This window comes from Microcystis sp. CS-574 (assembly GCF_028329095.1).
Lineage (GTDB): Bacteria > Cyanobacteriota > Cyanobacteriia > Cyanobacteriales > Microcystaceae > Microcystis > Microcystis ichthyoblabe_A.
In genome coordinates, this window is sequence record NZ_JAQMSY010000095.1 from 14,937 (window position 1) to 39,317 (window position 24,381).

A 24,381-nucleotide genomic window follows, 5' to 3' on the forward strand; every position below is an offset into this window, starting at 1 on the left:
AAAAACTGCTAAATCCCAGCCAGAAGCCATAAGATGAACTGATGAAACCATACACAGCACTCCGGGTAAAATTACCGATGAACGATTGTACACAATTCTGTCTTTAAGTCAAGTGGCTTTACAAAACTTTAAGCAATTTCTTGACAAAATTTAACCTTTTTTCTCATTTTTGAACCCTCACAAATTAATTATGCAAGAGGTTTAATCTACTATACACAACTAGGGATACTATGAGAACTAACACTGTCATTGATGACCAACTCATGGCTGATGCTCTTAAAGCTACTGGACTCTCCTATTCTTTGTGTGATAAATTTAACTTATATAGTAGTGATCGATCTTTGTGTCCTTTGTGTCTCTGTGGTTCGTTCCCCTCACTATTTATTGCCGGCAGTCTTCATTAACTATCTAGACCAAAAAAAACCAGTCTTCCCTAATTTTTCGGGAAAACTGGACAAGCTAATCTTGAGATTTTAACCGACGTTAGCGGTTTGTTTTTGGCTAAAAAATGCCGCTAAAACCTGTTGGGCAATCTGGGGACTGGTTAAACCCAAATCAGCGAAAGATTCCTCTGGTTTTGCGTGGTCCACTAATTTATCGGGAACCCCGAAACGCTTGACCGGAACTAGAATATTAGCATCCTGTAAAGCTTCCAAAACCGCAGAACCAAAACCACCCATCAAACAACCTTCTTCTAAAGTCACCACCTTACCAAGACGTTGAGCAAGGGGAAAGATAAGTTCTGTATCAAGGGGCTTGACAAAACGAGCATTAACCACTGTGGCCTCGATGCCGTGTTCGCTGAGGATTTCGGCCACCTGTAGGGAAGTATTGACCATCGTGCCGTATCCTAACAGGAGAACATCATCGCCACTGCGGAGAATTTCGCCCTTACCGATGGGTAAAGCTTCCCAACCCTCTTCCATCAGGGGAACCCCTAAACCGTTGCCCCGGGGGTAACGCATGGCAATGGGGCCGCTGGTATGATTAATCCCCGTTACGACCATTCTTTGCAGTTCTGCCTCATCTTTCGGGGCCATAATGGTCATATTGGGGATACAACGCAGGTAGGCGATATCGTACATCCCTTGGTGGGTCGGTCCATCAGCCCCGACAATACCGGCCCGGTCCATGCAGAAGAAAACCGGTAGATTTTGAATGCAGATATCATGAATAATCTGATCAAAAGCCCGCTGCAGGAAAGTAGAGTAAATGGTGACAACCGGGCGCATTCCTTCGCAAGCAAGACCACCAGCGAGAGTAACCGCGTGTTGTTCCGCAATTCCCACATCGATATACTGTTTCGGTAGTTTTGCCTGAAATTTATCTAATCCTGTCCCGGTAGCCATGGCGGCGGTGATACCGATAATGCGCGGGTCATTTTCCGCTAATTTGGTGAGAGTATGCCCGAAAACTTTGGAATAAGCGGGAGGTTTCGGTTTACTGGAGGGAATCGGTTTACCCGTGGCTAAATTAAAGGGATTTTGGGCATGATAACCCACTTGATCTTTTTCGGCCCATTCGTAGCCTTTGCCTTTAACGGTGGCAACGTGGACGAAAACCGGTCCTTGGACCTTATGGGCCTGTTTAAAAGTGGCGATTAATTCGGGAATATTATGACCATCAATCGGGCCAAAATATTTAAAGCCCAATTCTTCAATGACAGCGCCGACTTTGGGAACTGCTAACCGTTTCATCCCTTCTTTGACTCGTTCCATTTCGGGGGTGAGGGAGTCACCGAAGAAGGGTAGGTGTTTCAATTGTTCTTCGAGATTATCGGCGATAAACTGGACGGGTTCGCTCAGACGCACTTTATTGAGATAGCGGGAAATTGCCCCGACGTTGGGGGAAATGGACATCTCGTTATCGTTGAGGATAACCATGATGTTGGTGTTCGGTAAATGTCCAGCATGGTTAATCGCTTCTAGGGCCATACCCCCGGTTAAAGCGCCATCCCCGATGATCGATACTACCTTGAAATCTTCCCCCTTGGCATCCCGGGCTAAAGCCATTCCTAACCCCGCAGAAATGCTCGTGGAGGCGTGTCCAGCCCCAAAATGGTCAAATTTGCTCTCGCAACGCTTTAGATAGCCCGCAACGCCATTTTTTTGGCGCAGGGTGTGAAAATCGTTATAGCGACCGGTGAGGAGTTTGTGCGGATAAGCTTGGTGTCCCACGTCCCAAAGGACTTTATCGCGATCGAGATCGAGGGTTTGGTAAAGGGCGATCGTTAGTTCTACGACTCCTAACCCCGGTCCCAAATGTCCACCGGTAGCGGCGATCGTCTGGAGGTGTTTTTCGCGAATCTGACGGGCAATATCTTCTAATTGACGGAGTGACAAACCATGTAACTGGTTGGGATGAGTAATTTCACTTAGGTGCATATCGGCTTCTTTTTCAAAGTAGTTTATCCCTATACCAACTGTATAGGATCTTCAGTCTGAGATGAAGGAAAATCTAGGCTAATCTGGCCGCCGTGCGTAAAATTTGGCCGGCTAACATGGCAGCCCCAAAACCATTATCTATATTAACCACACCGATGCCGACCGCGCAGGAATTGAGCATAGTTAACAAAGGAGCAATACCGCCGAAACTGGTTCCGTAACCGATACTGGTGGGAACGGCGATCACCGGGCGATCAACTAATCCCGCTACCACACTTGGTAAGGCTCCTTCCATTCCCGCAACAACAATTAACACATCGGCGGCATCCAGTAGATGGCGATGATTCAAGAGGCGATGAATTCCCGCTACTCCCACATCCCAGAGACGCTGCACGGAAAAACCGCATAATTGAGCAGTAACCGCCGCCTCCTCCGCTACGGGAATATCGGCAGTTCCCGCCGTTAGGATGGAAATTATCCCTTTTGGGGGATTTTCTGGAGCGGCTGCGGCAATGGCACAGATGCGGGCTAAGGGATAATAAACTAAGTCTGTTACCTGTTCCTGTAGCTGGACTGCTATCTCTGCTTCAATGCGGGTGGCCATAACCACGGGACTATTTTGACGCAAAACATGGATAATTTGGGCGATTTGAGCGGTGGTTTTACCCGGCCCCCAGATAACCTCTGGAAATCCCGTCCTTAATTGACGATGATGGTCAATTTTAGCGAAGTCTTCCACCGGTTCAAAGGCCAGATGTTTAAGTTTATCTAAGGCTGTCTCCGGGTTAATTTCTCCCCTGGCAACGGCGGTCAGCAGCGATCGCAAATCGGCAGCATGGAACATGGTCAGTTATCAGTTATCAGTTATCAGTTATCAGTTATCAGATTTGAGTTTTAAGTGAGCAGTATGTGTTAAGTGACCAGTATTAAATAGCAGTTTCTTGCCATCTTTTCACTGTTTACTGATCACTGTTTACTGATCACTGATATTAGGAGGCCATGGTAGCTGCGGGACGGCGGCGGCGATAAGTACGATTGTTCGCTGGTTCCGTTACCGCCGCTTGCAGGAGGAAAATCACTAGAGGTTGACTCTTTAACTCCCGTTTGATTAAACGCTGCAAAGTCGTCTCGATTTCGGCCCGCAAACCGGCCCAATCCTGAACCCCCGTGGCAGTTTTAAATTCACTACTGCGATCGCTTAAACAGCGTTCGATCGCCCGAATAATTAACTGATTCAGCAGCGAGATTTCCACTTTTGTCACCACACCGCGCAAATTAATCTCTGGAGGTGCGCTTAATTGTCCCTCAGCGTTAACGAAGGCTGCGATCGTAATCACACCATCTTCGGCTAACTGTTGTCTTTCCTGCATAATGTGTTCGTGGACCACACCCGCTTGATCGACTAACTCGATTCCCGATGGCACTGGTGCGCCGAGGCTAATGCGATCGCCAGTTAACTCGATCGTGTCACCATTTTTGACAATTACCATATTTTCGGCGGGAATCCCCATACTTTGGGCCATCTGAGCGTGTTTGACCAGCATTCGGTGTTCTCCATGCACTGGCACAAAAAACTTCGGCCGGGTCAAAGATAGCATTAATTTATGGTCTTCTTGGGAACCATGGCCAGAAACGTGAATTCCCTTATCGCGTCCGTAAACCACGTTAGCACCCTGCATCATCAGGCGATCAATTGTATTGACCACAGCGATGGTATTACCCGGAATCGGATTAGCGGAAAAGACAATCGTATCCCCCTGACGCACACGAATATGAGGATGTTCACCCTTAGAAATCCGCGTCATGGCCGCTAAAGTTTCTCCCTGGGATCCTGTGGTTAAAATGACGATTTTTTCATCGGCTAAATTGCGGGTCGCTTTTAAGGGTTCAAATAGATCGTCGGGACATTTGATATACCCCAAATTACGCGCATGAGCGATGACATTTAACATCGATCGACCCACTACCACTACTTTCCGGTTAAATTTCTGGGCCAATTTCAACACCAGATTAATCCGATGCACCGAAGAGGCAAAGGTAGTGATCATAATCCGTCCCGTTGCTTGGTTAAAAACCCGCTCTAAACCGGGATAAACGGAAGCTTCCGAGGGAGTATAACCGGGTACTTCCGCGTTAGTGGAATCACTCAATAAACATAGCACCCCTTTCTCGCCATGTTCGGCAATTTTTTGCAGATCAAAAAATTGACCATCCACGGGAGTATGGTCAATTTTAAAATCTCCTGTGTGAATAACTACCCCCAAAGGAGTGTGAATTGCTACACAAAAACTATCGGCGATCGAGTGGGTATTGCGGATATATTCCACCATGAAAGATTTACCTAAACGCACCATTTGCCGAGGAACTACGGTTTCTAATTTGGTACGATTTGCCAATCCTGCTTCTTCCAATTTATCCCGCAATAAAGCCATCGCTAGACGCGGACCGTAGATAATTGGTACATCAAATTGTTTGAGATGGTAGGGAATACCACCGATATGATCTTCGTGACCGTGGGTGACGATCATACCCTTAATTTTATGGCGATTTTCTCTTAGATAAGTCATATCGGGAAGGACTACATTGACCCCGTGCATATCATCGGAAGGAAAAGCTAAACCAGCATCCAGGAGAATAATCTCATCATCGTACTCAAAAACACAGGTGTTTTTGCCGATTTCGTGTAATCCTCCTAGGGGAATGATCTTTAGTTTTGCTTGGGTTTTATCTTGACTCATTAGGTATCCTTTGATGGTAAGTTATGGTGATTTTTCAGGTTGGTTTTGTGGACGGGAAATCTCAAAAAATGAATAGTTAGAATAAGTCGAACTAGGTAAACAACACCTAGTTAAATTCACTTAGTATCAATACTTTCTGGCTGTTCTAAACTATATTTCTTTTCTTCTAGTGAAGCTATTAATATTATAACCTACTTTCTCGAAAAATCCCAGTTTAGTGGGCAAGAATTTCTAGTATTTTTCTAGATTAAAGCCAATTCTTGCATGATTTTTGCTAATCCTTCTTCTAACTCTGGACTTAAGGAACATAAAGGAAGTCTTAGACCCCCCACTTCCCAACCGACTAGATTTAAGGCCGCTTTAATTGGAATTGGATTAGTGGCACAGAATAAACCTTTAAACAGGGGAAATAATTTCAAATTAATCTCGATCGCTTTGGCCGCATCTCCAGTTAAGAAAGCTTGAATCATTCCTTGAATTTCTTCTCCCACTAGATGACTAGCAACACTGACCACTCCCACCGCACCACAGGTCATTAGGGGTAAGGTGAGAAAATCATCGCCGGAATAAATAGCGAAATTTTCAGGAGTATGACAGTAAATCTTACAGGTTTGTTCTAAATTACCACTAGCTTCTTTTACCGCCACAATATTATCAACTGCTGCCAGTTTAATAATCGTTTCCGGGGTCATATTTTGACCAGTACGACCGGGGATATTATAAAGCATTACTGGCAGATCGGGACAAGCTTTGGCAATGGCGCGAAAATGCTCATATAAACCCTCTTGGGGAGGTTTATTGTAGTAGGGAACCACTTGTAAAGAACCATCTAAACCCAGTTTAGCAGCCTGTTGGGTCGCTTCGATCGCTTCGGAAGTGGAATTAGAACCCGTCCCCGCGATCACTTTTCCCCGACCATTAACCGCTTTTTTGACAATACTAAATAGTTCGTATTCTTCCTGCCAACTTAGGCTGGGTGATTCTCCCGTCGTCCCACAGACTACTATACCATCGCTACCGTGGGTAACTAGATAATCGGCCAATCTTTCCATCATAGCATAATTAACTCGACCCTCGACGGTGAAGGGAGTCACCATCGCCGTAATTACTCGTCCAAAATATGTTTCACTCATTGATTCAGTTATCAGTTATCAGTTATCAGTTATCAGTTATCAGTTATCAGCTTCTGAAGGCAAGAGGCAAAAGAAAGAATCTAGCAATCCTCCTACCTAAAAAGTAGGTTTTAGGTTCGGCCTTTATTATCAGTTTTTGAGCAATCAGCAATCAGCTTTCAGACTTTACTTATCCGGTTAATTAGCTATTTTTCTAATTATTATCGCCTTGATTTAGCTGATGGCCGATAGCTTAATTATCAAACTGTTGCAAATCTTGAACCGACGAGATTTTTCTTAACTAAAAGCTCGGCAATTTGTACAGCATTTAAAGCCGCACCCTTGCGAATTTGATCGCCGCATAGCCACAATTCTAGACCGTTAGGATGGGAGATATCTTGACGAATGCGTCCCACTAATACTTCATCGCGACCGGTGGCATCAATTGGCATGGGAAAATAATTAGCGTCCCAATCTTCCACTAATCTTACCCCCGGAGCAGACTCAAGAATTTCTCTGGCCTTCACCACAGAAAAAGGCTGACTAAATTCTAGGTTAACCGATTCCGAATGGGCCCGCAGGACGGGAACCCTCACACAGGTGGCACTAACCCGCAGCTCTGGACAAGCAAAAATCTTGCGGGTTTCGTTGACCATTTTCATTTCTTCCTCGCAGTACCCTTGACCATTAATCGGGGTATTGTGGGGAAAAAGATTAAAAGCGAGGGGATAGGGGAAGGAATTAGTGGGAGGTTGTCGATTGTCAAGAATTGCTTGCGCTTGCTGTTTTACCTCCTCCATGGCTCGCGCTCCAGCACCACTAGCGGACTGATAAGTAGAAACTACTACTCGCTCGATCGCCTGTACTTGGTGGAGAGGCCAGATCGCCACTCCTAAAAGAATTGTCGTACAGTTGGGATTAGCGATAATGCCCCGGTGATTGTCCACACTGTCGGGATTGATTTCCGGGACAACTAAAGGCACTTCGGGATTCATGCGAAAAGCACTGGAGTTATCGATAATCGTTGCACCCGACTCGACAATAGTTTTCGCCCAAGCTTTCGAGGTGGATCCCCCCGCAGAAGCGAGAACTATATCCACGTCCTGAAAAGAGCGCTCGTTTACCGCTTCGATTAGGAGACTTTCGCCCTGAAAATTGAGAGTTTTTCCAGCAGAACGCTCGGAAGCCAGTAATTTTAGACTAGCGAGAGGGAAATGACGACTAGCTAATAACTCTAGCAATTCCGTTCCCACGGCCCCAGTGGCCCCTAAAATAGCGACCCGTACTTTTTGACTCAAATTGTGTGACCTCCTGACGAGTTGGGTGATGATGATGATCCGAAGAAATCGTTAAAATAAAAAATCTTTTTTGTCCACCGAGTTATTCTCAAGCTTGGATTGATCGGCTTTTGATCAGCAAAATTTTCTGATTGGGCTTAACTGCCCCAAGGACGGAATAAATTAAATATACCCCATTGACCGCTAAAATAAAAAGATTGTGAGAGCTTGGGGAGCAACTGCAGCTATTCCCCTAGAATATCATGAGCGGGACGGATCCACCGCAGGCGTAAACACCGCTCACCCTATTATAAACGTTCCTTGTCGTAAGAGCTAGAAAAATCAATGAAAGTTATTCAGGAAAAGCTTCCTGCCAGTCAGATAGGTTTAGAAATTGAAATTCCCGCCGAAACCACGAAAAACACCCACGAGAAAGTGGTAAATAATTTAGCGAAGTCGGCCAATATACCCGGTTTTCGCCCCGGCAAGGTTCCCCGTCAGATTCTTCTGCAAAGATTGGGTTCTAAAGCTGTAAAAGCGGCGGTAATTGAGGAATTAATCGAAAATTGTCTCGAATCTGCCCTAAAACAGGAGGGGATCGAGTCCCTGGGTAATCCCCAGCTATTGTCTAAGTTTGAGGATTTGATCGCTGCCTATGAACCGGGTAAAGCTTTGACTTTTTCAGTTTCCGTGGATGTGGCCCCGACAATTGTTCTCGGAGATTACGAAAATCTGAGCGTTACTGCCGAAGAAACCGTTTATGATCCCGAATCCGTGGAAAATTGGTTTAAAGAGCGTCAAGAACAGTTAGCGACATTGGTTCCCGTGGAAGATCGCGGGGCGCAGCTAGGAGATGTGGCGATTGTTGATTATCGGGGAAAATCCGCCGAAACTGGCGAAGATATCCCAGATATTGACGGCGAAGATCTGCAGGTGGATATGGAAGCAGGACGCTTCATCGAGGGGATGGTGGAAGGAATTGTCGGCATGAAACCGGAAGAAGTCAAAGAGATGACTTTAACTTTCCCGGAAGATTATCCCAAAGAGGATGTGGCAGCAAAAGCGGTAATTTTTACCATTACGATGAAAGAGTTAAAGGCAAAGGAATTACCAGAGCTTGACGACGATTTTGCCCAAGAAGTCAGCGATCAGGAGACAATCGCCGAATTAAGAGCAAGTTTAGAGAAACGTTTCCAAGAACAAGCGGAGAAGGAAACCAAAGACAGCATTTATGACGCTTTAACCAAGGAATTAGTTAAGGGTGCCACTTTAGATTTACCGGAGACGTTGATCGAAAAGGAAGTGACGCATATTTTGACCCAAAGCTTCATGGAATTTCAACAAATGGGGCTAGATGTCAACCAGTTGTTTACAAAAGATAATATTCCCAAAATGCGGGAAAGCACCCGTCCCGATGCGATCGAAAGTCTAAAAGAGACTCTCGTGGTGCAGGAATTGGCTAAAGTCGCAGGCATTGAAGTCAGTCCCGAAGCGGTAACGGAAAAAATCGCCAAAATCATGGCGCAATTGTCCGATCGCGACATAGATAGGCAGCGTCTGGAACAGGTGATCACCGAAGAAATCCTGGCGGAAAACACCCTGGCATGGCTGAAGGAAAAAGCTACTATCACCCTCGTCCCCAAAGGTTCCCTAGAGGAAGAAACAAGCGAGGAGGAGGAAACAGAAGAAACCTTCGCATTCACCGAAGTGGAAGTGTTGGCAGCCGAGGAAGAACCGTAAGGAGTTAGCAGTCGTGTTGGGGTGTTGGGGTTTTAGGGTATTGGTTGAATTCCCCCATTCCCCCATTCCCTGATAACTGATCAGTGATCACTGACAACTCGACCGAATCTAAAACCTAATTTATTAAGCTAAAAGCTTTGATCTACTTAGTTTCTAACCTTATTTTTAGGTAAGACAATTGCCAGATTCTTTCTTTTGCCTTTTGCCTTTTGCCTTTTGCCTTCACAAGCTGATCACTGATAACTGATCACTGATAACTGATCACTGATTCCTGCCAACCGGGGAAAACTTAGGGCATAATAGATGGACAGAAGTGCTAAAGATGCTTAACATTTGCCAGTCAAAGCTCCACAGCCAAGCAAAAACCCTAAGATTGTGATAGCGGAACCGAAAAAATTATGCTCGAATCGAGATCACCTGACTACCCAATTACCAGTAATTGTCGCCCTGCTATCTACGCCAACACGGGGAGAAACTCCCTAGCTAACGTTTTACCCGTGGTAATCGAACAGTCTGGCATGGGTGAACGGGCTTTTGATATCTATTCTCGACTCTTGCGCGAGAGAATTGTCTTTTTGGGAACCCCCGTCGATGATCAGGTCGCTGATTCGATCGTCGCCCAACTCCTCTACTTGGAGGCAGAAGATCCCGAAAAGGATATCCAACTTTATATCAACTCCCCCGGTGGTTCCGTTTATGCCGGACTAGCTATCTACGACACCATGCAACAAATTCGCCCCGACGTGGCGACAATTTGTTTCGGTTTAGCCGCTAGTATGGGAGCATTCCTGCTTTGTGGCGGCGCAGCAGGTAAACGGATGTCCCTACCCAGTAGCCGGATCATGATTCACCAACCCCTCGGCGGCGCCCAAGGTCAAGCTAGTGATATCGCCATCCAGGCCAAAGAGATCCTCTATATTAAACAGAGACTCAATACCATGCTGGCTCACCACACCGGTCAACCCTACGATCGCATCGCCAACGACACCGAACGGGACTTTTTCATGTCGGCCGTCGAAGCCAAAGAATATGGGTTAATCGATCTGGTGATTTCCCGTCCCGAACTGCCCGATCCTACCGTTCCCGTTACTTCCCTGTAAATAAACTATGTCTAAGTACGACTCCCACCTCAAGTGTTCATTTTGCGGCAAATCCCAGGAACAAGTGCGAAAATTAATCGCCGGGCCGGGGGTCTATATCTGTGACGAGTGTGTGGAACTGTGTAACGAAATTCTCGATGAGGAATTGATGGAACCGCCCAGTCCGGTCGCCCCAGTGGAGGAACGTCCCAACAAACGGCGATCGGGCCAAAACAAAACCACTTGGGAACAAATTCCCAAACCAAGAGAGATTAAAAAACACCTCGATGACTACGTTATTGGTCAAAATGAGGCGAAAAAAGTGCTTTCGGTGGCCGTTTATAACCATTACAAACGCCTCAAAGATATCCAAACCCAAAAAGCCGGTGGTGGTAGTCCAGAAGATAGCATCGAACTGCAAAAATCCAATATTCTGTTAATTGGTCCCACAGGATCGGGAAAAACCCTTCTAGCTCAAACTCTGGCTAAAATCCTCGATGTACCTTTTGCTGTCGCTGATGCCACCACTTTAACCGAGGCTGGTTATGTGGGGGAAGATGTGGAAAATATTCTCTTGCGTCTGTTACAAGTGGCAGATTTAGACGTGGAAGAAGCGCAGCGGGGCATTATCTACATCGATGAAATCGATAAAATTGCCCGTAAGAGCGAAAATACCTCGATTACCCGGGATGTGTCCGGAGAAGGGGTACAGCAAGCTTTACTGAAAATGTTAGAGGGAACGATCGCCAATGTTCCCCCCCAAGGCGGCCGCAAACACCCCTATCAGGATTGTATTCAGATTGACACCAGCAATATCCTGTTTATCTGCGGTGGGGCGTTTGTCGGTTTAGATAAGGTGATCGATCAGCGTCTCGGTAAAAAATCCATGGGCTTTATTCAACCGGGAGATGGCCAAGCTAGTAAGGATAAGGTAGCGGCAGGGTTATTAAAACAAATGACTCCCGATGATTTAGTCAAATTTGGCATGATTCCGGAGTTTGTCGGTCGGATTCCCGTCCTAGCGGCGCTTTCACCCCTGGATGAGGAAGCTTTAATCGCTATCCTGACGCAACCCCGCAACGCTTTGGTGAAACAGTATCAAAAACTGTTGAAGATGGACAATGTACAGTTAGAGTTTAAATCTGATGCCGTCCTAGCGATCGCCCAAGAGGCCTATCGTCGCAAAACTGGGGCCCGGGCCCTACGGGGTATTGTCGAGGAATTAATGCTCGATGTCATGTACGAATTGCCCTCGCGCAAGGACGTGAAACGATGTTTAATCACCCGCGAAATGGTGGAAAAACGTTCCACGGCAGATCTATTGGTTCATCCTTCCTCTCTACCCAGTCAAGAATCCGCTTAAGGGGAAAAATCGAGGTTAACCATGCTCAATACCGTTCCCGCAATTGTCAAAGAAGGCCGGATCGAACTCCTCGAATCCGTGCCGATTCCAGAGGGTACTAGGGTTTTAGTCACCCTCATCCCGGAGGAGACAAACTCGGATTTCTGGCAAAAAGTCAGCGAAACTGCACTGGCTAAGATTTGGGATAATCTGGAAGACGACATCTATGAACGATTACTCGAAGCTTGAAATCGTTCTCGTTCGTTATCCTTTTTCAGATTTAGCGGACGCTAAAATCAGACCGGTTATCATTGTTAGTTCTCCTCACCGTTCACGGGATGTTTTTCTGGTTCCCCTTACCAGTCGCATCAATAATTTACTGGAGGGCGAGTTTTTGCTGGAAGATTGGGAGAACGAGGGATTGAATGTACCGACGGCTGTTAAGCGGGGGATATACACAATCCAACAAGATTTACTCCTTAAGAGAATCGGACGACTATCGGACACAGATGCGCGACGTTTGCAAAACTCTTTACGAGGATGGCTAGGTATCTAACTATCATGAAAACTCAAATAATCGATAAAACAATCACTGTTCGCGGTGTTCCCCACTATTACGAGTGGATTCGACAGTCGGAATCTGCCCAGAAAAAGCCGGTGATGGTGTTTATTCATGGTTGGGGAGGATCGGGACGCTATTGGCGATCAACAGCTGCGGCAATTTGCGATCGCTTTGATTGTTTATTGTACGATATGCGGGGTTTTGGTCGGTCTAAATTGCCGGAAAAATCATCCGATCTTTCCTACGATTTAGAAGAATATGCCCTTGATTTGGCCTTGTTTTTAGATAGTTTGGAAATTGAAAAAGTCTATCTCAATAGTCACTCTATGGGGGCATCGGTGGCGACTTTTTTTATTACTATGTACCCCGAAAGAGTGGTCAAAGCAGTTTTAACCTGTAATGGCATTTTTGAGTATAATAAAGCGGCTTTTGCTGCCTTCCATAAATTCGGTAAGTATGTGGTACAGTTTCGTTATGATTGGTTTTTAAAAGTACCTTTTGCCGATCAATTATTTATGGCGAGATTTTTGCATCGATCGATCCCAAAATCAGAAAGAATTGCTTTTTTAGAAGATTTTTTAGCGGCGGATTATGATGCCGTCCTAGGCACAATTTATACATCTGTGAGTAAAAAAGCAGTGGAAATTATGCCGGGTAAATTTGCCGAGATTAAAATACCAACTCTTTTAGTATCAGGGGAAAAAGATATTATTATCCCTGCCAAAATGGGCAAAATGGCGGCGGATTTGAATAATAATATCCAGTATGTGGAGATGGCTAATACTGCTCACTTTCCCATGTTAGAAGATGCCCCTACTTATCTAAAAAAATTGCAAGATTTTTTAGAAATTAATTAGGGTTTGCTAGGGGAAATGAGTTTCTATGATGTGGCTCACAAGTATATTGAGGATAAAGAGTTACGCCGTCAGGGTGGATATTTGGGGGTACAGCGTCGCCAGGATTTAAAACCAGAAATATCTGCTGCTGTGTTTGCTACGAAACCTCCTCAGTTGCTTAAACCTATTGTGAAAGCTAAAGGGATAAGCTTGATTTTAGTGGAGGAAATTATACAGCGGAATTGGATGATAAGTACCTAAGCAAAATTAATTACACATATCTAACTACCTCTTACCTTCTGGGCTCTTCTCAAATTTGTGTGATAATTTTTGCTTATGTAAGGTTAAATGCTTACTGGTCAGGACTTTTAGGACTATTTTGAAAGAAGAAACTATCAGTATAGACCTCGTTTCCACACAGAAACCAGAAGAGCCATAAATGAACAACAACACTATGTTAAGGAATGTAAAAGAGGCGGTTTTCGCTGCTGCATACAGCTTTCTACCCTATTTACAAAACTTTATACAGCAGCGAAAACTTATGTCCGACTACTTAAACCAGAAGGATCTGGTATAATGCTCAAAAAGCATGGGCGACATACACCGTGCTAACTGCCCACCATCTGTTCTACGAGTACGAGGTAATACCCGTGTCTAATTGATTTATACCGCAAATACGCAACGCCAAATTTTGTTTTGCAAAGATGTCGCAGATTGTCCAAAATCCTCTAATGCCAATGAGTATCAGCTTATGAAATCATCTCAAACTGGTATTAATTTTCCCAATAACTCTGGTCGATTTCTCAGTGCTTTTCAGAGAAAACACTTAGAAAAAAGCCTAGAAAAAGGGTTGTCTAAGCGCCATTTTCAACGAATTCAAATTATGCTGCTGGCAGATGAGGGTAAAACCCAAACCCAAATTTGCCAAGAGTTGGGCTGTTCCCATAGTACAGCACGCCATTGGATAACCCTCGCCAAGTCTGGTCAGGCTCACCAGTGGAATAGTGGCCCAATTGGCAGACCTCAAACTGTAGACGAGGAATGCTTGCAGCGTTTGAGGAAGTTAGTCAGTCAAAGCCCTAGAGAAGTTAAAGTCCCTCACCGTGATTTTAGTTATTCGGCTTCCCGATGGACTGCTAAGAAACTCAGCGAGCACCTGAGCGCAGAATTAGGAATTAAAATCAGCGATCGCCATATCAACAGACTACTCAAACAAATGGGTTTATCTACCAGACCAAAATCGAATAACCTTGAAAAAAATGAGCCGAAAAAATCCAGTAAAAGCGGCATTGTGATTAGGGACATTCCAGAGGAGGTGGCATTTTCTTAATCATCATGAAAAATCTATTAAGTGCTATTAAGTGTTTGCAACACTATCGAGGGAGAAATGACTGCCAAAGAATATCTATCTGGTCTAGTCGGTCAATTTTTATCAGAAGAGGATTTAGCCAGTTTAGTTGAGTCGGCTGAATTTTCAAAACCTAACCCCGGTTTGTTGTTGGAAAGTATCTCAGCATCCGATGGCTTATATATTTTGGTCGCTGGCAAAGTAAGACTGGTTAACAGTAGCCTGGACTTAATTAGCACCCTGCATCCGGCTCAACTATTTGGGGAATGTACTTTGTTTCCTGAAGCCGGTTTTTTAGATTATGCTGTCAGGGTTTCGCCTCAAGCAGAGCTATGTTATATTCCTGGTAAAGTTTTGCGCTCTATCATTCATAAAAATTCCCGATTTAAGGAGTATTTGTACAATTTAGCTACCGCTAAAGATAATGAACAAAAAAGCAAGTTTTCCATCAATAATAAACCAGATTTATCCGTAAACGACGACCAGGAACTAATTGCGGGAATTAGCACAATCAAAGATGAAATATATCTAAAAACCCACAAGCAAAAAGTTAACAAGGCTTATTTCCCTAGCCCCACTCAGCGCGTTACTCATCTATGGCAGCATATTACTAGACGCTATCCTTTTTTTGAGCAACAAAGTGGTTCTGACTGTGGTGCTGCTTGTTTAGTAATGGTTGCCCGTTATTGGGGCAAAAAGTTTAGTGTCAACCGCATTCGAGATATTGCTAATGTAGATGCCAATGGAGCTTCTTTGCGAGGACTATCCGCTGCGGCGGAAAGTATCGGATTTTCCACTAGACCAGTTAAAGCCAGTATTGACCAACTAGCTAAACAAAAATTACCCGCAATCGCTCACTGGGAAGGCAAACATTATATCGTAGTTTATGAAATCACTCACAATCAAGTCATTGTTGCTGACCCTGCTATTGGTCAACGGAGTTTAACATATCCAGAATTTAAAACAGGTTGGCAGGGTTATACACTACTCCTACAACCGACAGCTTTAATCAAGGAACTCAAAAATCATACTACCCCATTTTGGCAATTTTTTAATTTAGCCAGTCCTCACGGTCAAGTATTACTAGAAGTATTTATTGCTTCCTTAGTCATTCAAATTTTCGGATTAGTTACCCCACTATTTACTCAGTTACTCCTCGACCGGGTAGTTGTTCAAGGCAGTACATTAACCTTAACGGCTGTGGGATTAGGGTTAGTCATTTTTGGTTTATTTCGGGTTGCTTTGACCGGGTTACGACAATATCTCCTCGACCACACTGCCAACAAAGTAAATTTAGCCATGATTGTGGGATTTATTACCCACACTTTCCGATTACCCCTGCGTTTTTTTGAGTTTCGCTATGTGGGGGATATCATGGCCAGGGTGCAGGAAAACCGCAAGATTGAGAGATTTCTAACGGGTGAAGCCCTATCTATTGTATTAGATTTACTCACGGTCTTTATCTATGTGGGACTTATGTTCTGGTATAGCTGGAAAATGGCTTTACTGGCATTAGTCATTGTGCCACCTTTTTTCCTGCTTGCTATCATTGCTACTCCTTTCCTACAAAAGATATCCAGAGAAATATTTGCGGCCTTAGCGGAAGAAAGTGGTTATTTAATCCAATCTTTGACTGGTGTACGCACGGTCAAATCTCTGGCAATTGAGCAAGTAGTGCGCTGGCGTTGGGAGGAGTTTCTCAACAAGTCAATTCGCAAAAACTTTTCTGGGCAGATTATTAGCAACCGACTCCAAGTATTTAGCTTAACCATTGAATCTTTAGTGACCACTGGGCTGCTTTGGTTTGGGGCTTGGTTAGTGATTCAAGGAGAATTAACCATCGGGCAGTTGGTGGCTTTTAATATGTTAATTGCCAATGTAATAAACCCTTTTCAGCGGTTAACGGTTCTATGGAATGAGTTACAGGAGGTAATTATTGCAGTGGAGCGAATTAATGATGTGATTGATACCGAACCAGAGGAAGATTTGCAATCTCAGGCTCGTTATTATTTAACAGATTTACGAGGAGATATTATTTTTGACAAGGTGACATTTCGTTACCACCCAGAAAGCGAAACTAATGTTTTAGAGAATCTCAGCTTTGAAATCAAAGCCGGACAGACTGTAGCTTTAGTGGGGCGTTCTGGTTCAGGAAAAACTACTATTTCTAAGCTAGTTTTGGGGCTATATACCCCTACAGATGGGAAGATTTTCATTGATGGTCATGACATAACTAGCATTTCTTTATCTTCTTTGCGTCAAAGGGTTGGTGTTGTTGACCAGGATACTTTTTTATTTGGTGGCACAATTCGGGACAACTTGACCCTAGCGCGACCTTCTGCAACTCAGGCGGAAATTATCGAAGCCGCTCAATTAGCAGGTGCTGACGAGTTTATTCAAAAGTTACCGATGAGTTATGAAACCCAGATTGGTGAAGGTGGAGGGTTATTGTCTGGTGGTCAACGGCAAAGATTAGCCATCGCTAGGGCGTTATTAGGCAATCCTCGTCTATTGATTTTTGATGAGGCAACTTCCCACTTAGATGTGGAGTCGGAGCGAATTATTCAGACTAATTTGAATAGAATTCTTAAGGGACGTACTACATTAATTATTGCCCATCGCTTATCTACCGTTAGAAATGCTCATATAATTTTAGTTTTAGATAGAGGAGTATTAATAGAGCAAGGAAATCACGAGCAGTTAATGGCAAAAAAAGCGCATTATTACTATTTAAATCACCAGCAACTTAACTAATGTTCATAAATCTGAGCAAGATTTTCATAAATTATGACCCAGTTTAATGAGATTAACCAAGCAGACTTAAATGGTCGTAAAAGCGACCAAAATCTACCAGGAAGTAACCTAAATTCTTCGGCGGATTGGTCTTTTGCCACAAAGGAACTGTTGGATGCGTTACCTCAGCGGTGGACGCGAGGACTGCTCTATTTTTTAATCGTTTTTGTGGCGATCGCTTTGCCTTGGGGAATGTTGTCTCGGGTAGATGAAACGGGTAGTGCTAGGGGACGGTTAGAACCGCAAGGTGGTACAATTAAGCAAAAGCTAAATTTAACCTATACATCTGCGGCTCTTAATTCCCAAACGGCTAAAGTTGAAATGCTAAATATTGAAGAAGGAGACATGGTAAAAGCTGGGGATATTTTAATGGAACTGGACAGTCTCCCTATTCGTGAGCGAATTACCCAACTGCAAATTCAACTACAAAGTCAAAATAATCGGCTGAATGCACTAAAGCAACAAAAAAATCAACTAGAAACCGAACTGCGTACCCAAGAACGGCAAAATCAGTCCCAACAATTAGAGAAACTATCTCAGGTAGAACAAGCTCGACAAACCTTTCAGTCTCTTAAGACAACATACAATTTGCAAGAACAGGAAAAACTGACTCAAATTGCTCAAGCGGAGCAAAATCTGGCAGCACTCAGAAGAACCTTAAATTTACAAAGAGAAGAGAAACTGACTCAAGTTGCCCAAGCCAAACAACAGTTAGAGGATAGCAACACCGCTTATAATTTAGCAGAATTGCGCTTACAAAAAGCCTTGAGGGAAGTCGAACGTTACCAGAATCTTTTCCATAATGGGGTGATAGCGGAAGTTCGGGTCGTTGAACAGGAAAATATCGCCGATGAAAGACAAAGTATTTGGAAGCAAAGTCAAGCAGATATTGAGCAAGCCAGACTGCGATTAGAAGAGCAGAAAAGCAGTTATGAGAGAATTGTTAATCAAGGGAAGGCGGATATTGAGCAAGCAGAGTTACGATTAATCGAACAAAAGAGGATTTATCAGAGAATTGTTAATCAAGGGGAAGCGGACATTGAGCAAGCGAAGTTGCGTTTAGCCGAGCAAGAGAATAGTGTTCAAACCCTTACTCATGCGGGGGAAATTGCTCTGTCTAAAATTCAAGAACAGCTAAAAAGTTTGGATAGCCAAATCAGTAGTCTTAAATCTGAGGTGACGCAAACAAAGAAAGAAATTGATTCTTTGAAGTTTGAGTTAGAGAAACGGATTGTTAGAGCCCAAGAAGGAGGCACTATTTTTAGTTTGCCGATTACTGGGGTGGGAGATGTGGTACAACAAGGAGGAATGATTGTAGAAATAGCGCCCCAAAAAGCGGATATTTTATTGAAAGCAGAAATGGCCACTACACAAAGTGGTTCATTACAGAAAGGAATGGCGGTTAAGATGAAGTTTGATGCTTATCCTTTTCAGGACTATGGCGTAGTTGATGGAAGTTTAATTAAAATTTCCCCAACCACCAAAATGCAAGAAACATCTCAGGGACGAGTAGCAATTTATGAACTAGAAATTCATTTAAATCAAACTTGTATTCCTAGTGCTAATGACTGTATTCCATTACGTCCGGGAGATACGGCCACGGCTGAGGTGGTGGTGCGTCAGCGTCGCGTTATTGATTTTATTCTTGACCCATTCAAGAAGTTACAAAAAGGAGGTTTAGAATTTTAGAAAGCTTTTGTTCGAGGGCCTGTCATTCCCGCGAATTGCGGGAATCCATAAAAATGTTTTGATTACCCGGAGAAAGATTATGTCACAATCTGTTGCCATTACTGCTGAAGATATTCTGAAACAAGTTAAGCTATCTCTTCAAATACCCGATTTAATCCAGTCCATTGTTAGTCGTCAGATTATTACTGATGCAGCTACGGAAGCCGGGATAACTGTGGATAATGAGGAACTTCAGCAAGCGGCGGATACTCTTAGACTTCTTCAGAAACTTCGTGGCGTACAAGAAACTTTTGCTTGGCTAGAGAAACACCATTTGTCTGTAGATGATTTAGAAGAAATTGCCTACATCACCGTTATTTCCGAAAAGTTGATGACTCATCTATTTGCCGAAAAAGTTGAGCCTTACTTTTATGAAAATCAATTAGATTATGCTGGGGTAGTGATGTATGAAGTGGTGTTAGAAGACGAAGATTTAGCGATGGAATTATTTTATTCTATTCAGGAAGGGGAAATGAGTTTCTATGATGTGACTCACAAGTATATTGAGGATAAGGAGTTACGCCGAAAAGGAGGATATCGAGGAATATTGTCTCGTAAAGATTTGAAGTCAGAGATTTCATCGGCTGTTTTTGCGGCGACACCACCAGAGGTTCTTAAACCGATTGTGACTTCTAAGGGAGTGCATTTGATTTTGGTGGAGGAGATCCTTCAGGCCGAGTTAGATAATAAGTTACGCTATCAAATTGTTTCAGAGTTGTTTGGCGAGTGGATTATCAATCAAATTGAGTCAGTGTCAGTTGTCAGTAATTTGGGATGAATAGCACTAACACGAATATAATCCAGTCAGGTCAACCTAACTGGATGATAGAGAGATTTTAGTAAAAACTGGGCTAGTTTCTTAACAAGAACCTGGAGTTTTTCTAAGCCCAACAAATAGTGATAGAGCGTATTTGGGTTTTGTCATTTTGCCAACAAATACTGACAGAACCAGCGCCACCTAATGTACCAAGCATTTCCGACTCGGTCAAGTCAGTAAGGTAACTCTCAGAATCAGAGAACAAATCTGCACCAGCAGGACGTAAGTCAGAAATAGTAATATTAGCCATTTTCGTTTCCTCTTGGAATAAGTTTTACTTTGAGGTAATCAGATTAATTATGCTCTTCCTTTCCCTATGACTCTTATTATTGCCTAACTCTCAAATAATGACAATAGCTTGAGCAACTTTAAGGTTCATCTAACTAGCACAATTATGTCTCAAATTCACCGACCAAAACACCGTAATTTCATGTAGATTATGACCGCAAATTCCCATGATTTCGTATCACCGAGCTTTGTTTTTGAGACAGAACTAACACAATTATGTCTTTTTTGTATCTCTCTCCCCTGGGTTCGGGGGGTGGCGGGTCAAAAAAATAGCCCTATGCCCTAATGAGACTAAACTTTAGCGATGGGCCGATTGCTACTTTATTTTAAGATAGGCGATAAGCCTGACGGCATAGCGACCCTTACCGCTTTTTGTTATAGTAAGATGGCTAGTTAAACAAATCACATGAGTGGTATTAACAGAGAAATATATCTAGAAAACCGAACCAGTCTGATTGACAAACATTTACCCGAAACCGAAAAATCCCAAAGAGAACTGGAAATCGAAGGAATCGTCTATTTGTTTAACAATCGCCAGACAATGGAGAGAGTGGCAGAGGAAATTAAGCAAAGAGGAGAGAGAACGGGAGCAGCAGATTCAGAAGACAAATACGAACGCTATGGATTATTTTTTGCCGAACCAATTGGGTATATCCTAAAATTAGATGGAACGAGAATCCCTCTCCACTATGGAGAAATAAAAATAAAAAAAAGCACAGGAAAATATCATGTCATACCTCGTACCAGACCGCGCACCACAAAATCCTGAAAACGCAAAAACGCAAATTATGCCAACAGAAAAAACACAATGGGAATTTGCCGAAATCTGGGTAGATCCTTGGCTTTCACCCCCCTATATTCTGATGTTAGTTAAAGAACAATCCGGTAAATTCTCGATTCAAAATCCCGCACAAAACTATCAATCTATCTTTACCAGCGATACTTACGAAGAAAGTCTTATGTGGTTACTGGAAGATGAATATGAGCGAGTCACAGGTCGCTTTTGCCAACCAGAGTAAAAGCAAGGCGATAAGCCTATTTTACCCGAAAAAGAAACCCGGTTTCTGAGTCTCCGAGTTCTGCGCCAAGAAAGAAACCGGGGTTTTTTCTATGCTTTACCCAGAATAACTCAGGAAAATAGTAAAAACCCGGTTTCTGATTTTCTCTTAGCATCAGCTTGCCAACTCTAATCCCTGATAAACATCCTCAGAATCAGCATTCAAATAAGGACGCTGCCAATCAATCCCCAACCCAGAAAACTGCTCAGAAATAGCAGCAATCCGACCCGCCGCAGAATTGTCCTCCTGTTGCCAAGCCATCAACAACCCATTGGCTATAATCTGACAGCGATTCATCCCAAAACTTTCCTCACTGCCAAACTTTTTGTCCGGTTCCTCCGCTAACCCCAATCCCGGTGCTAACTCCAGAGTAAATAAAGGTATTTCAGGCTTAAAAACAGACTGATTCTGCTGATAAACATTAGCCACAACCTGCCTCACCAACTCATAATCTGTTTTGCCAAAATAAAGCACCCCAGCATCATATCGTTGATAATCAACTGGATTATATAAAGCCTTAAAACTAAAAGGAATCCCCCTCTCATTTAACCTTTCAGTCAACCCAGTCATCACAGCCACCGCGCCTTCGGGAGTAACATTAAAATAGAGCCGCACCATCGCTTCCTCTCTCTGTAAACCGGCATTACCCACCGCCATATAAAAGCCATTTTGCACCAAATTCTTAGGCATCAAAATTGACACAACATCCCCCACAGCCGCCGCTTTTTCAGACTCTTGAAGATGCTTGTCCCTTTGGATATGTAACCGCAAACCGCCCTTAGTTACAGCCAAACTGCCATCGGTTTCTTCTCTCAAAACCGACCAACCCGAATCAAAATAACCCTCACCCTTATTCGCTTCTTCCAACTGTAAATAAAAGTCCATAGCTACGCCAGCAAAACTATTATTCTCCAAATCTAATTGCTGACCCTTATTCTCAGAACCTAATGCTTGCGATGCTTGCATCGACCCATTATAATAAATGCCATAAAGAAAACTCCTCAACTGTAAGCTCATATATTTATCCTGTATTTCCTTCGGTAAAGCCTGAATCCTAGACAACATCTCAGCAGGCAGTTCCCAGGGTTGATAATCAGGATGACGAATCGAAAAATTAGCGGAAATTTCGACATTTTCAGCAATATCTAACAAAACTTCCTTTAACCGACCTCTAACCTCAGGGGCTAAATGATGGAATTGAGAATTAAGTAATGACATAATTTTTCAAGATACTCAACGATATTAAACTTGGCCAACAACAGAAGAATTTATCTGATTTAACTGAGTAGCAGTAGCCCCAAAAATCGTAGGCATTGATGATTCAGGACGAGATAACAAAGCCTTGGCTACCTGAAGCATAGCAATTCCAGTATTATTAAAGATTTTTTGATACTGAACCATTGCTAAAATTGCAATAATTAAAGAAAAACCAGCCAACTGGACTACTTGCTTTAAGAAATCAGGACGATATTCTAAGATTTCTGGGAAAGTTTCTAAATAAGCTAAAGTTAACCCACCGATAGATGGCTGCAGTAATTCTAGGGGAGTAGTGGCTAGTCGCAAAGATTCTTCAATACTGAGAGAATTACTAATCACTAAGCTACCCAACCAGGTTTGTAAATAACTAGCGATCGCCATTCCCAAATCAAATGCTGGATCTCCCCAATCAGACCTTTCCCAATCAATCAACCGGATCCCATTTCCATTAATATCTTCCCAGTTTCGATTCAGAAGAATATTATTGAGCTTGATGTCATTGTGAGTCAGACAAACAGGAGAAATAGTTTCACTGGCTCGATGAACTGCTTCTCCTAAGCTATCATATCGTTGATAAAGTGCAAAAAATTTCAATCCATCCATCGGAGCCATACCAAAAATTTCAGGACCGATCCTTTCCAAACTCTCTAATAATAGCGGAGATACTTTCGGTTTTCCAGCAAACTCTTCTTTGACAAAAAATTCCCGATAAATACTCTGATTCCAGGTATCACGGTGAATTGTCGCCAAACAACTGCCGATTTGAGTAGCAACCTGAGCCGGAAAGAGATTCTCTTTAGAATAAAACTCTGCTAAATCCTGATAATTATCCAGATAAGTAGAAACTAAAATTGAGTTATCAGCATCGTGGAGCAGTAATTCTGGCAGAAAACTACGCCAATGGTCAATTTCAGGAAAGTTCTCTAGAAATTTGGGGATTCGCCATTCCCCAAAAAACTCACCCACCGTTTCCTTTTCTAAATTAATAAATTGTTCTTGTTTAACCAGTAACTTTCGCCCCTCTGGTAAAGTCACTAATAAGTTAAAATTTTTAGCCTGAATCTGCTCTACTCCCGGATTTTCTTGTGAGCGATCGCAGATTTTTTGGTCGATTAAATAGTCATAAACATTTTGAGAACTTAACACAAATTTCATAATTACAATTATTCTCAAATATCGCTGATCTGTTTTTATTGATTTTAATTATAATTGATGATAGCCTTATTGCCAAGCTATTCATCTGCATTAAAAAAACATAATTAACACAATTATGTCTAAACTTAAACTAATCGCGCCAGTCAACCTACCTGTTAGATTGGTTTAGGGCTAATTGCGATCGCTCTATAGGCAAAGAAACCGGGTTTCTCCACAGGGACAAGGCGGCTTTTGCTGCCTTTCATAAATTCGGTAAGTATGTGGTACAGTTTCGTTATGATTGGTTTTTAAAAGTACCTTTTGCCGATCGATTATTTATGGCGAGATTTTTGCATCGATCGATCCCAAAATCAGAAAGAATTGCTTTTTTAGAAGATTTTTTAGCGGCAGATTACGAGGCAGCTATAGGCACAATTTATACATCTGTGAGTAAAAAAGCAGTGGAAATTATGCCAGGTAAATTTGCCGAGATTAAAATACCAACTCTTTTAGTATCAGGGGAAAAAGACATTATTATCCCTGCCAAAATGGGTAAAATGGCGGCGGATTTGAATAATAATATCCAGTATGTGGAGATGGCTAATACTGCTCACTTCCCCATGTTAGAAGATGCCCCTACTTATCTAAAAAAATTGCAAGATTTTTTAGAAATTAATTAGCGCTGGCTGAATAAATCTAAAAACCTTGTTGGATAAGACTTTTAGACTTTTTTTCCCTCAAAAAGTGCCAGCCGTTGCGGAGATCGGGGAGAAAATTCAGGTACTTTTTCCCTGAAAATTAGGTAACTGACTACCTCAAAATCGGTAAAACCCCACACCCCACACCCCACACCCTGCCCCCAGGAAAAGCTTTTTCAGCAAACCCTAA

General features: G+C 43.1%; 22 protein-coding genes and 1 pseudogene. 15 read left to right on the forward strand and 8 right to left on the reverse strand.

Features of this window, described 5'->3' with window-relative positions:
- The first annotated feature begins 230 nt into the window (after nt 1–230).
- On the forward strand, nt 231–404 hold the full coding sequence (locus PN470_RS22120; protein WP_103111850.1) for a type II toxin-antitoxin system VapB family antitoxin: 174 nt from the start codon (nt 231–233) through the stop codon (nt 402–404).
- A 69-nt stretch (nt 405–473) separates the two neighbouring features.
- Here the strand turns inward: PN470_RS22120 and dxs are convergent, their stop codons facing one another.
- The 5 genes from dxs to PN470_RS07440 form a co-directional block, all read right to left on the reverse strand.
- Nucleotides 474–2,384: a 1-deoxy-D-xylulose-5-phosphate synthase gene (gene dxs, locus PN470_RS07420; protein WP_002737111.1), complete on the reverse strand. Its 1,911-nt coding sequence runs from the start codon at nt 2,382–2,384 to the stop codon at nt 474–476.
- 73 nt (nt 2,385–2,457) lie between these two features.
- Entirely contained in the window at nt 2,458–3,228 is a 771-nt protein-coding gene (gene larB, locus PN470_RS07425) for a nickel pincer cofactor biosynthesis protein LarB (protein ID WP_024969506.1), read from the reverse strand.
- 145 nt (nt 3,229–3,373) lie between these two features.
- Complete coding sequence (locus PN470_RS07430; protein WP_272104198.1) at nt 3,374–5,122, reverse strand: ribonuclease J; 1,749 nt, start codon at nt 5,120–5,122, stop codon at nt 3,374–3,376.
- Between the two features lie 242 nt (nt 5,123–5,364).
- Nucleotides 5,365–6,255 (reverse strand): 4-hydroxy-tetrahydrodipicolinate synthase, encoded by an 891-nt coding sequence (gene dapA, locus PN470_RS07435; protein ID WP_002777896.1) that lies wholly within the window; start codon nt 6,253–6,255, stop codon nt 5,365–5,367.
- Between the two features lie 239 nt (nt 6,256–6,494).
- On the reverse strand, nt 6,495–7,532 hold the full coding sequence (locus PN470_RS07440) for an aspartate-semialdehyde dehydrogenase (RefSeq protein ID WP_271937820.1): 1,038 nt from the start codon (nt 7,530–7,532) through the stop codon (nt 6,495–6,497).
- Nucleotides 7,533–7,856: 324 nt separating this feature from the next.
- Here PN470_RS07440 and tig point away from each other — a divergent pair, with 324 nt between their 5' ends.
- The 11 genes from tig (at nt 7,857) to PN470_RS07495 (ending at nt 19,717) form a co-directional block, all read left to right on the forward strand.
- On the forward strand, nt 7,857–9,251 hold the full coding sequence (gene tig / locus PN470_RS07445; RefSeq protein ID WP_103111847.1) for a trigger factor: 1,395 nt from the start codon (nt 7,857–7,859) through the stop codon (nt 9,249–9,251).
- 398 nt (nt 9,252–9,649) lie between these two features.
- The gene (gene clpP, locus PN470_RS07450) at nt 9,650–10,351 is read left to right on the forward strand and encodes an ATP-dependent Clp endopeptidase proteolytic subunit ClpP (RefSeq protein ID WP_002736918.1); all 702 of its coding nucleotides are present in this window, start codon (nt 9,650–9,652) and stop codon (nt 10,349–10,351) included.
- A gap of 7 nt (nt 10,352–10,358) precedes the next feature.
- On the forward strand, nt 10,359–11,693 hold the full coding sequence (gene clpX, locus PN470_RS07455; RefSeq protein WP_002752154.1) for an ATP-dependent protease ATP-binding subunit ClpX: 1,335 nt from the start codon (nt 10,359–10,361) through the stop codon (nt 11,691–11,693).
- A gap of 21 nt (nt 11,694–11,714) precedes the next feature.
- The gene (locus tag PN470_RS07460; protein WP_002737934.1) at nt 11,715–11,921 is read left to right on the forward strand and encodes a hypothetical protein; all 207 of its coding nucleotides are present in this window, start codon (nt 11,715–11,717) and stop codon (nt 11,919–11,921) included.
- Nucleotides 11,899–12,228, forward strand: coding sequence for a type II toxin-antitoxin system PemK/MazF family toxin (locus tag PN470_RS07465; RefSeq protein WP_016516286.1), 330 nt, complete (start codon nt 11,899–11,901; stop codon nt 12,226–12,228). Before PN470_RS07460 ends, PN470_RS07465 begins: the two co-directional genes overlap by 23 nt.
- 5 nt (nt 12,229–12,233) lie before the next feature.
- Nucleotides 12,234–13,091, forward strand: coding sequence for an alpha/beta fold hydrolase (locus PN470_RS07470; RefSeq protein WP_271937826.1), 858 nt, complete (start codon nt 12,234–12,236; stop codon nt 13,089–13,091).
- A 15-nt stretch (nt 13,092–13,106) separates the two neighbouring features.
- A complete protein-coding gene (locus tag PN470_RS07475) occupies nt 13,107–13,331 on the forward strand; it encodes a peptidylprolyl isomerase (protein WP_139374415.1) in 225 nt (74 codons plus the stop codon).
- A 490-nt stretch (nt 13,332–13,821) separates the two neighbouring features.
- Complete coding sequence (locus tag PN470_RS07480; RefSeq protein WP_002737810.1) at nt 13,822–14,400, forward strand: helix-turn-helix domain-containing protein; 579 nt, start codon at nt 13,822–13,824, stop codon at nt 14,398–14,400.
- A gap of 57 nt (nt 14,401–14,457) precedes the next feature.
- Nucleotides 14,458–17,172, forward strand: coding sequence for a peptidase domain-containing ABC transporter (locus PN470_RS07485; RefSeq protein ID WP_271937829.1), 2,715 nt, complete (start codon nt 14,458–14,460; stop codon nt 17,170–17,172).
- A 33-nt stretch (nt 17,173–17,205) separates the two neighbouring features.
- Nucleotides 17,206–18,900, forward strand: coding sequence for an HlyD family efflux transporter periplasmic adaptor subunit (locus PN470_RS07490; protein WP_103111844.1), 1,695 nt, complete (start codon nt 17,206–17,208; stop codon nt 18,898–18,900).
- A 79-nt stretch (nt 18,901–18,979) separates the two neighbouring features.
- On the forward strand, nt 18,980–19,717 hold the full coding sequence (locus PN470_RS07495) for a peptidylprolyl isomerase (protein WP_016516291.1): 738 nt from the start codon (nt 18,980–18,982) through the stop codon (nt 19,715–19,717).
- 103 nt (nt 19,718–19,820) lie between these two features.
- Here PN470_RS07495 and PN470_RS07500 read toward each other — a convergent pair whose 3' ends face one another.
- Nucleotides 19,821–20,006, reverse strand: a complete 186-nt coding sequence (locus PN470_RS07500; protein WP_271937835.1) for a hypothetical protein — start codon at nt 20,004–20,006, stop codon at nt 19,821–19,823.
- A 444-nt stretch (nt 20,007–20,450) separates the two neighbouring features.
- On the opposite strand from PN470_RS07500, the gene PN470_RS07505 reads away from it, so the two are divergent.
- Nucleotides 20,451–20,813 carry a DUF6972 family protein gene (locus PN470_RS07505; protein ID WP_002738203.1) on the forward strand — a complete coding sequence of 121 codons (363 nt, stop codon included), beginning with the start codon at nt 20,451–20,453 and terminating at the stop codon, nt 20,811–20,813.
- 19 nt (nt 20,814–20,832) lie between these two features.
- Entirely contained in the window at nt 20,833–21,063 is a 231-nt protein-coding gene (locus PN470_RS07510) for a hypothetical protein (protein WP_306307479.1), read from the forward strand.
- A gap of 153 nt (nt 21,064–21,216) precedes the next feature.
- Here PN470_RS07510 and PN470_RS07515 read toward each other — a convergent pair whose 3' ends face one another.
- A complete protein-coding gene (locus PN470_RS07515) occupies nt 21,217–22,320 on the reverse strand; it encodes a T3SS effector HopA1 family protein (protein ID WP_271937838.1) in 1,104 nt (367 codons plus the stop codon).
- Nucleotides 22,321–22,344: 24 nt separating this feature from the next.
- On the reverse strand, nt 22,345–23,514 hold the full coding sequence (locus tag PN470_RS07520) for a phosphotransferase (protein WP_271937840.1): 1,170 nt from the start codon (nt 23,512–23,514) through the stop codon (nt 22,345–22,347).
- Nucleotides 23,515–23,732: 218 nt separating this feature from the next.
- Here PN470_RS07520 and PN470_RS07525 point away from each other — a divergent pair.
- Nucleotides 23,733–24,173, forward strand: a pseudogene (locus PN470_RS07525) (alpha/beta fold hydrolase); the annotation flags it as partial.
- Nucleotides 24,174–24,381: the final 208 nt, after the last annotated feature.

Bases quoted from the DNA above. Each gene is read 5' to 3' on its own strand.
- PN470_RS22120 (WP_103111850.1), top strand. From the start codon at position 231: ATGAGAACTAACACTGTCATTGATGACCAACTCATGGCTGATGCTCTT.
- dxs (WP_002737111.1), bottom strand. From the start codon at position 2,384: ATGCACCTAAGTGAAATTACTCATCCCAACCAGTTACATGGTTTGTCA.
- larB (WP_024969506.1), bottom strand. From the start codon at position 3,228: ATGTTCCATGCTGCCGATTTGCGATCGCTGCTGACCGCCGTTGCCAGG.
- PN470_RS07430 (WP_272104198.1), bottom strand. From the start codon at position 5,122: ATGAGTCAAGATAAAACCCAAGCAAAACTAAAGATCATTCCCCTAGGA.
- dapA (WP_002777896.1), bottom strand. From the start codon at position 6,255: ATGAGTGAAACATATTTTGGACGAGTAATTACGGCGATGGTGACTCCC.
- tig (WP_103111847.1), top strand. From the start codon at position 7,857: ATGAAAGTTATTCAGGAAAAGCTTCCTGCCAGTCAGATAGGTTTAGAA.
- clpP (WP_002736918.1), top strand. From the start codon at position 9,650: ATGCTCGAATCGAGATCACCTGACTACCCAATTACCAGTAATTGTCGC.
- clpX (WP_002752154.1), top strand. From the start codon at position 10,359: ATGTCTAAGTACGACTCCCACCTCAAGTGTTCATTTTGCGGCAAATCC.
- PN470_RS07460 (WP_002737934.1), top strand. From the start codon at position 11,715: ATGCTCAATACCGTTCCCGCAATTGTCAAAGAAGGCCGGATCGAACTC.
- PN470_RS07465 (WP_016516286.1), top strand. From the start codon at position 11,899: ATGAACGATTACTCGAAGCTTGAAATCGTTCTCGTTCGTTATCCTTTT.
- PN470_RS07470 (WP_271937826.1), top strand. From the start codon at position 12,234: ATGAAAACTCAAATAATCGATAAAACAATCACTGTTCGCGGTGTTCCC.
- PN470_RS07475 (WP_139374415.1), top strand. From the start codon at position 13,107: ATGAGTTTCTATGATGTGGCTCACAAGTATATTGAGGATAAAGAGTTA.
- PN470_RS07480 (WP_002737810.1), top strand. From the start codon at position 13,822: ATGAAATCATCTCAAACTGGTATTAATTTTCCCAATAACTCTGGTCGA.
- PN470_RS07485 (WP_271937829.1), top strand. From the start codon at position 14,458: ATGACTGCCAAAGAATATCTATCTGGTCTAGTCGGTCAATTTTTATCA.
- PN470_RS07490 (WP_103111844.1), top strand. From the start codon at position 17,206: ATGACCCAGTTTAATGAGATTAACCAAGCAGACTTAAATGGTCGTAAA.
- PN470_RS07495 (WP_016516291.1), top strand. From the start codon at position 18,980: ATGTCACAATCTGTTGCCATTACTGCTGAAGATATTCTGAAACAAGTT.
- PN470_RS07500 (WP_271937835.1), bottom strand. From the start codon at position 20,006: ATGGCTAATATTACTATTTCTGACTTACGTCCTGCTGGTGCAGATTTG.
- PN470_RS07505 (WP_002738203.1), top strand. From the start codon at position 20,451: ATGAGTGGTATTAACAGAGAAATATATCTAGAAAACCGAACCAGTCTG.
- PN470_RS07510 (WP_306307479.1), top strand. From the start codon at position 20,833: ATGCCAACAGAAAAAACACAATGGGAATTTGCCGAAATCTGGGTAGAT.
- PN470_RS07515 (WP_271937838.1), bottom strand. From the start codon at position 22,320: ATGTCATTACTTAATTCTCAATTCCATCATTTAGCCCCTGAGGTTAGA.
- PN470_RS07520 (WP_271937840.1), bottom strand. From the start codon at position 23,514: ATGAAATTTGTGTTAAGTTCTCAAAATGTTTATGACTATTTAATCGAC.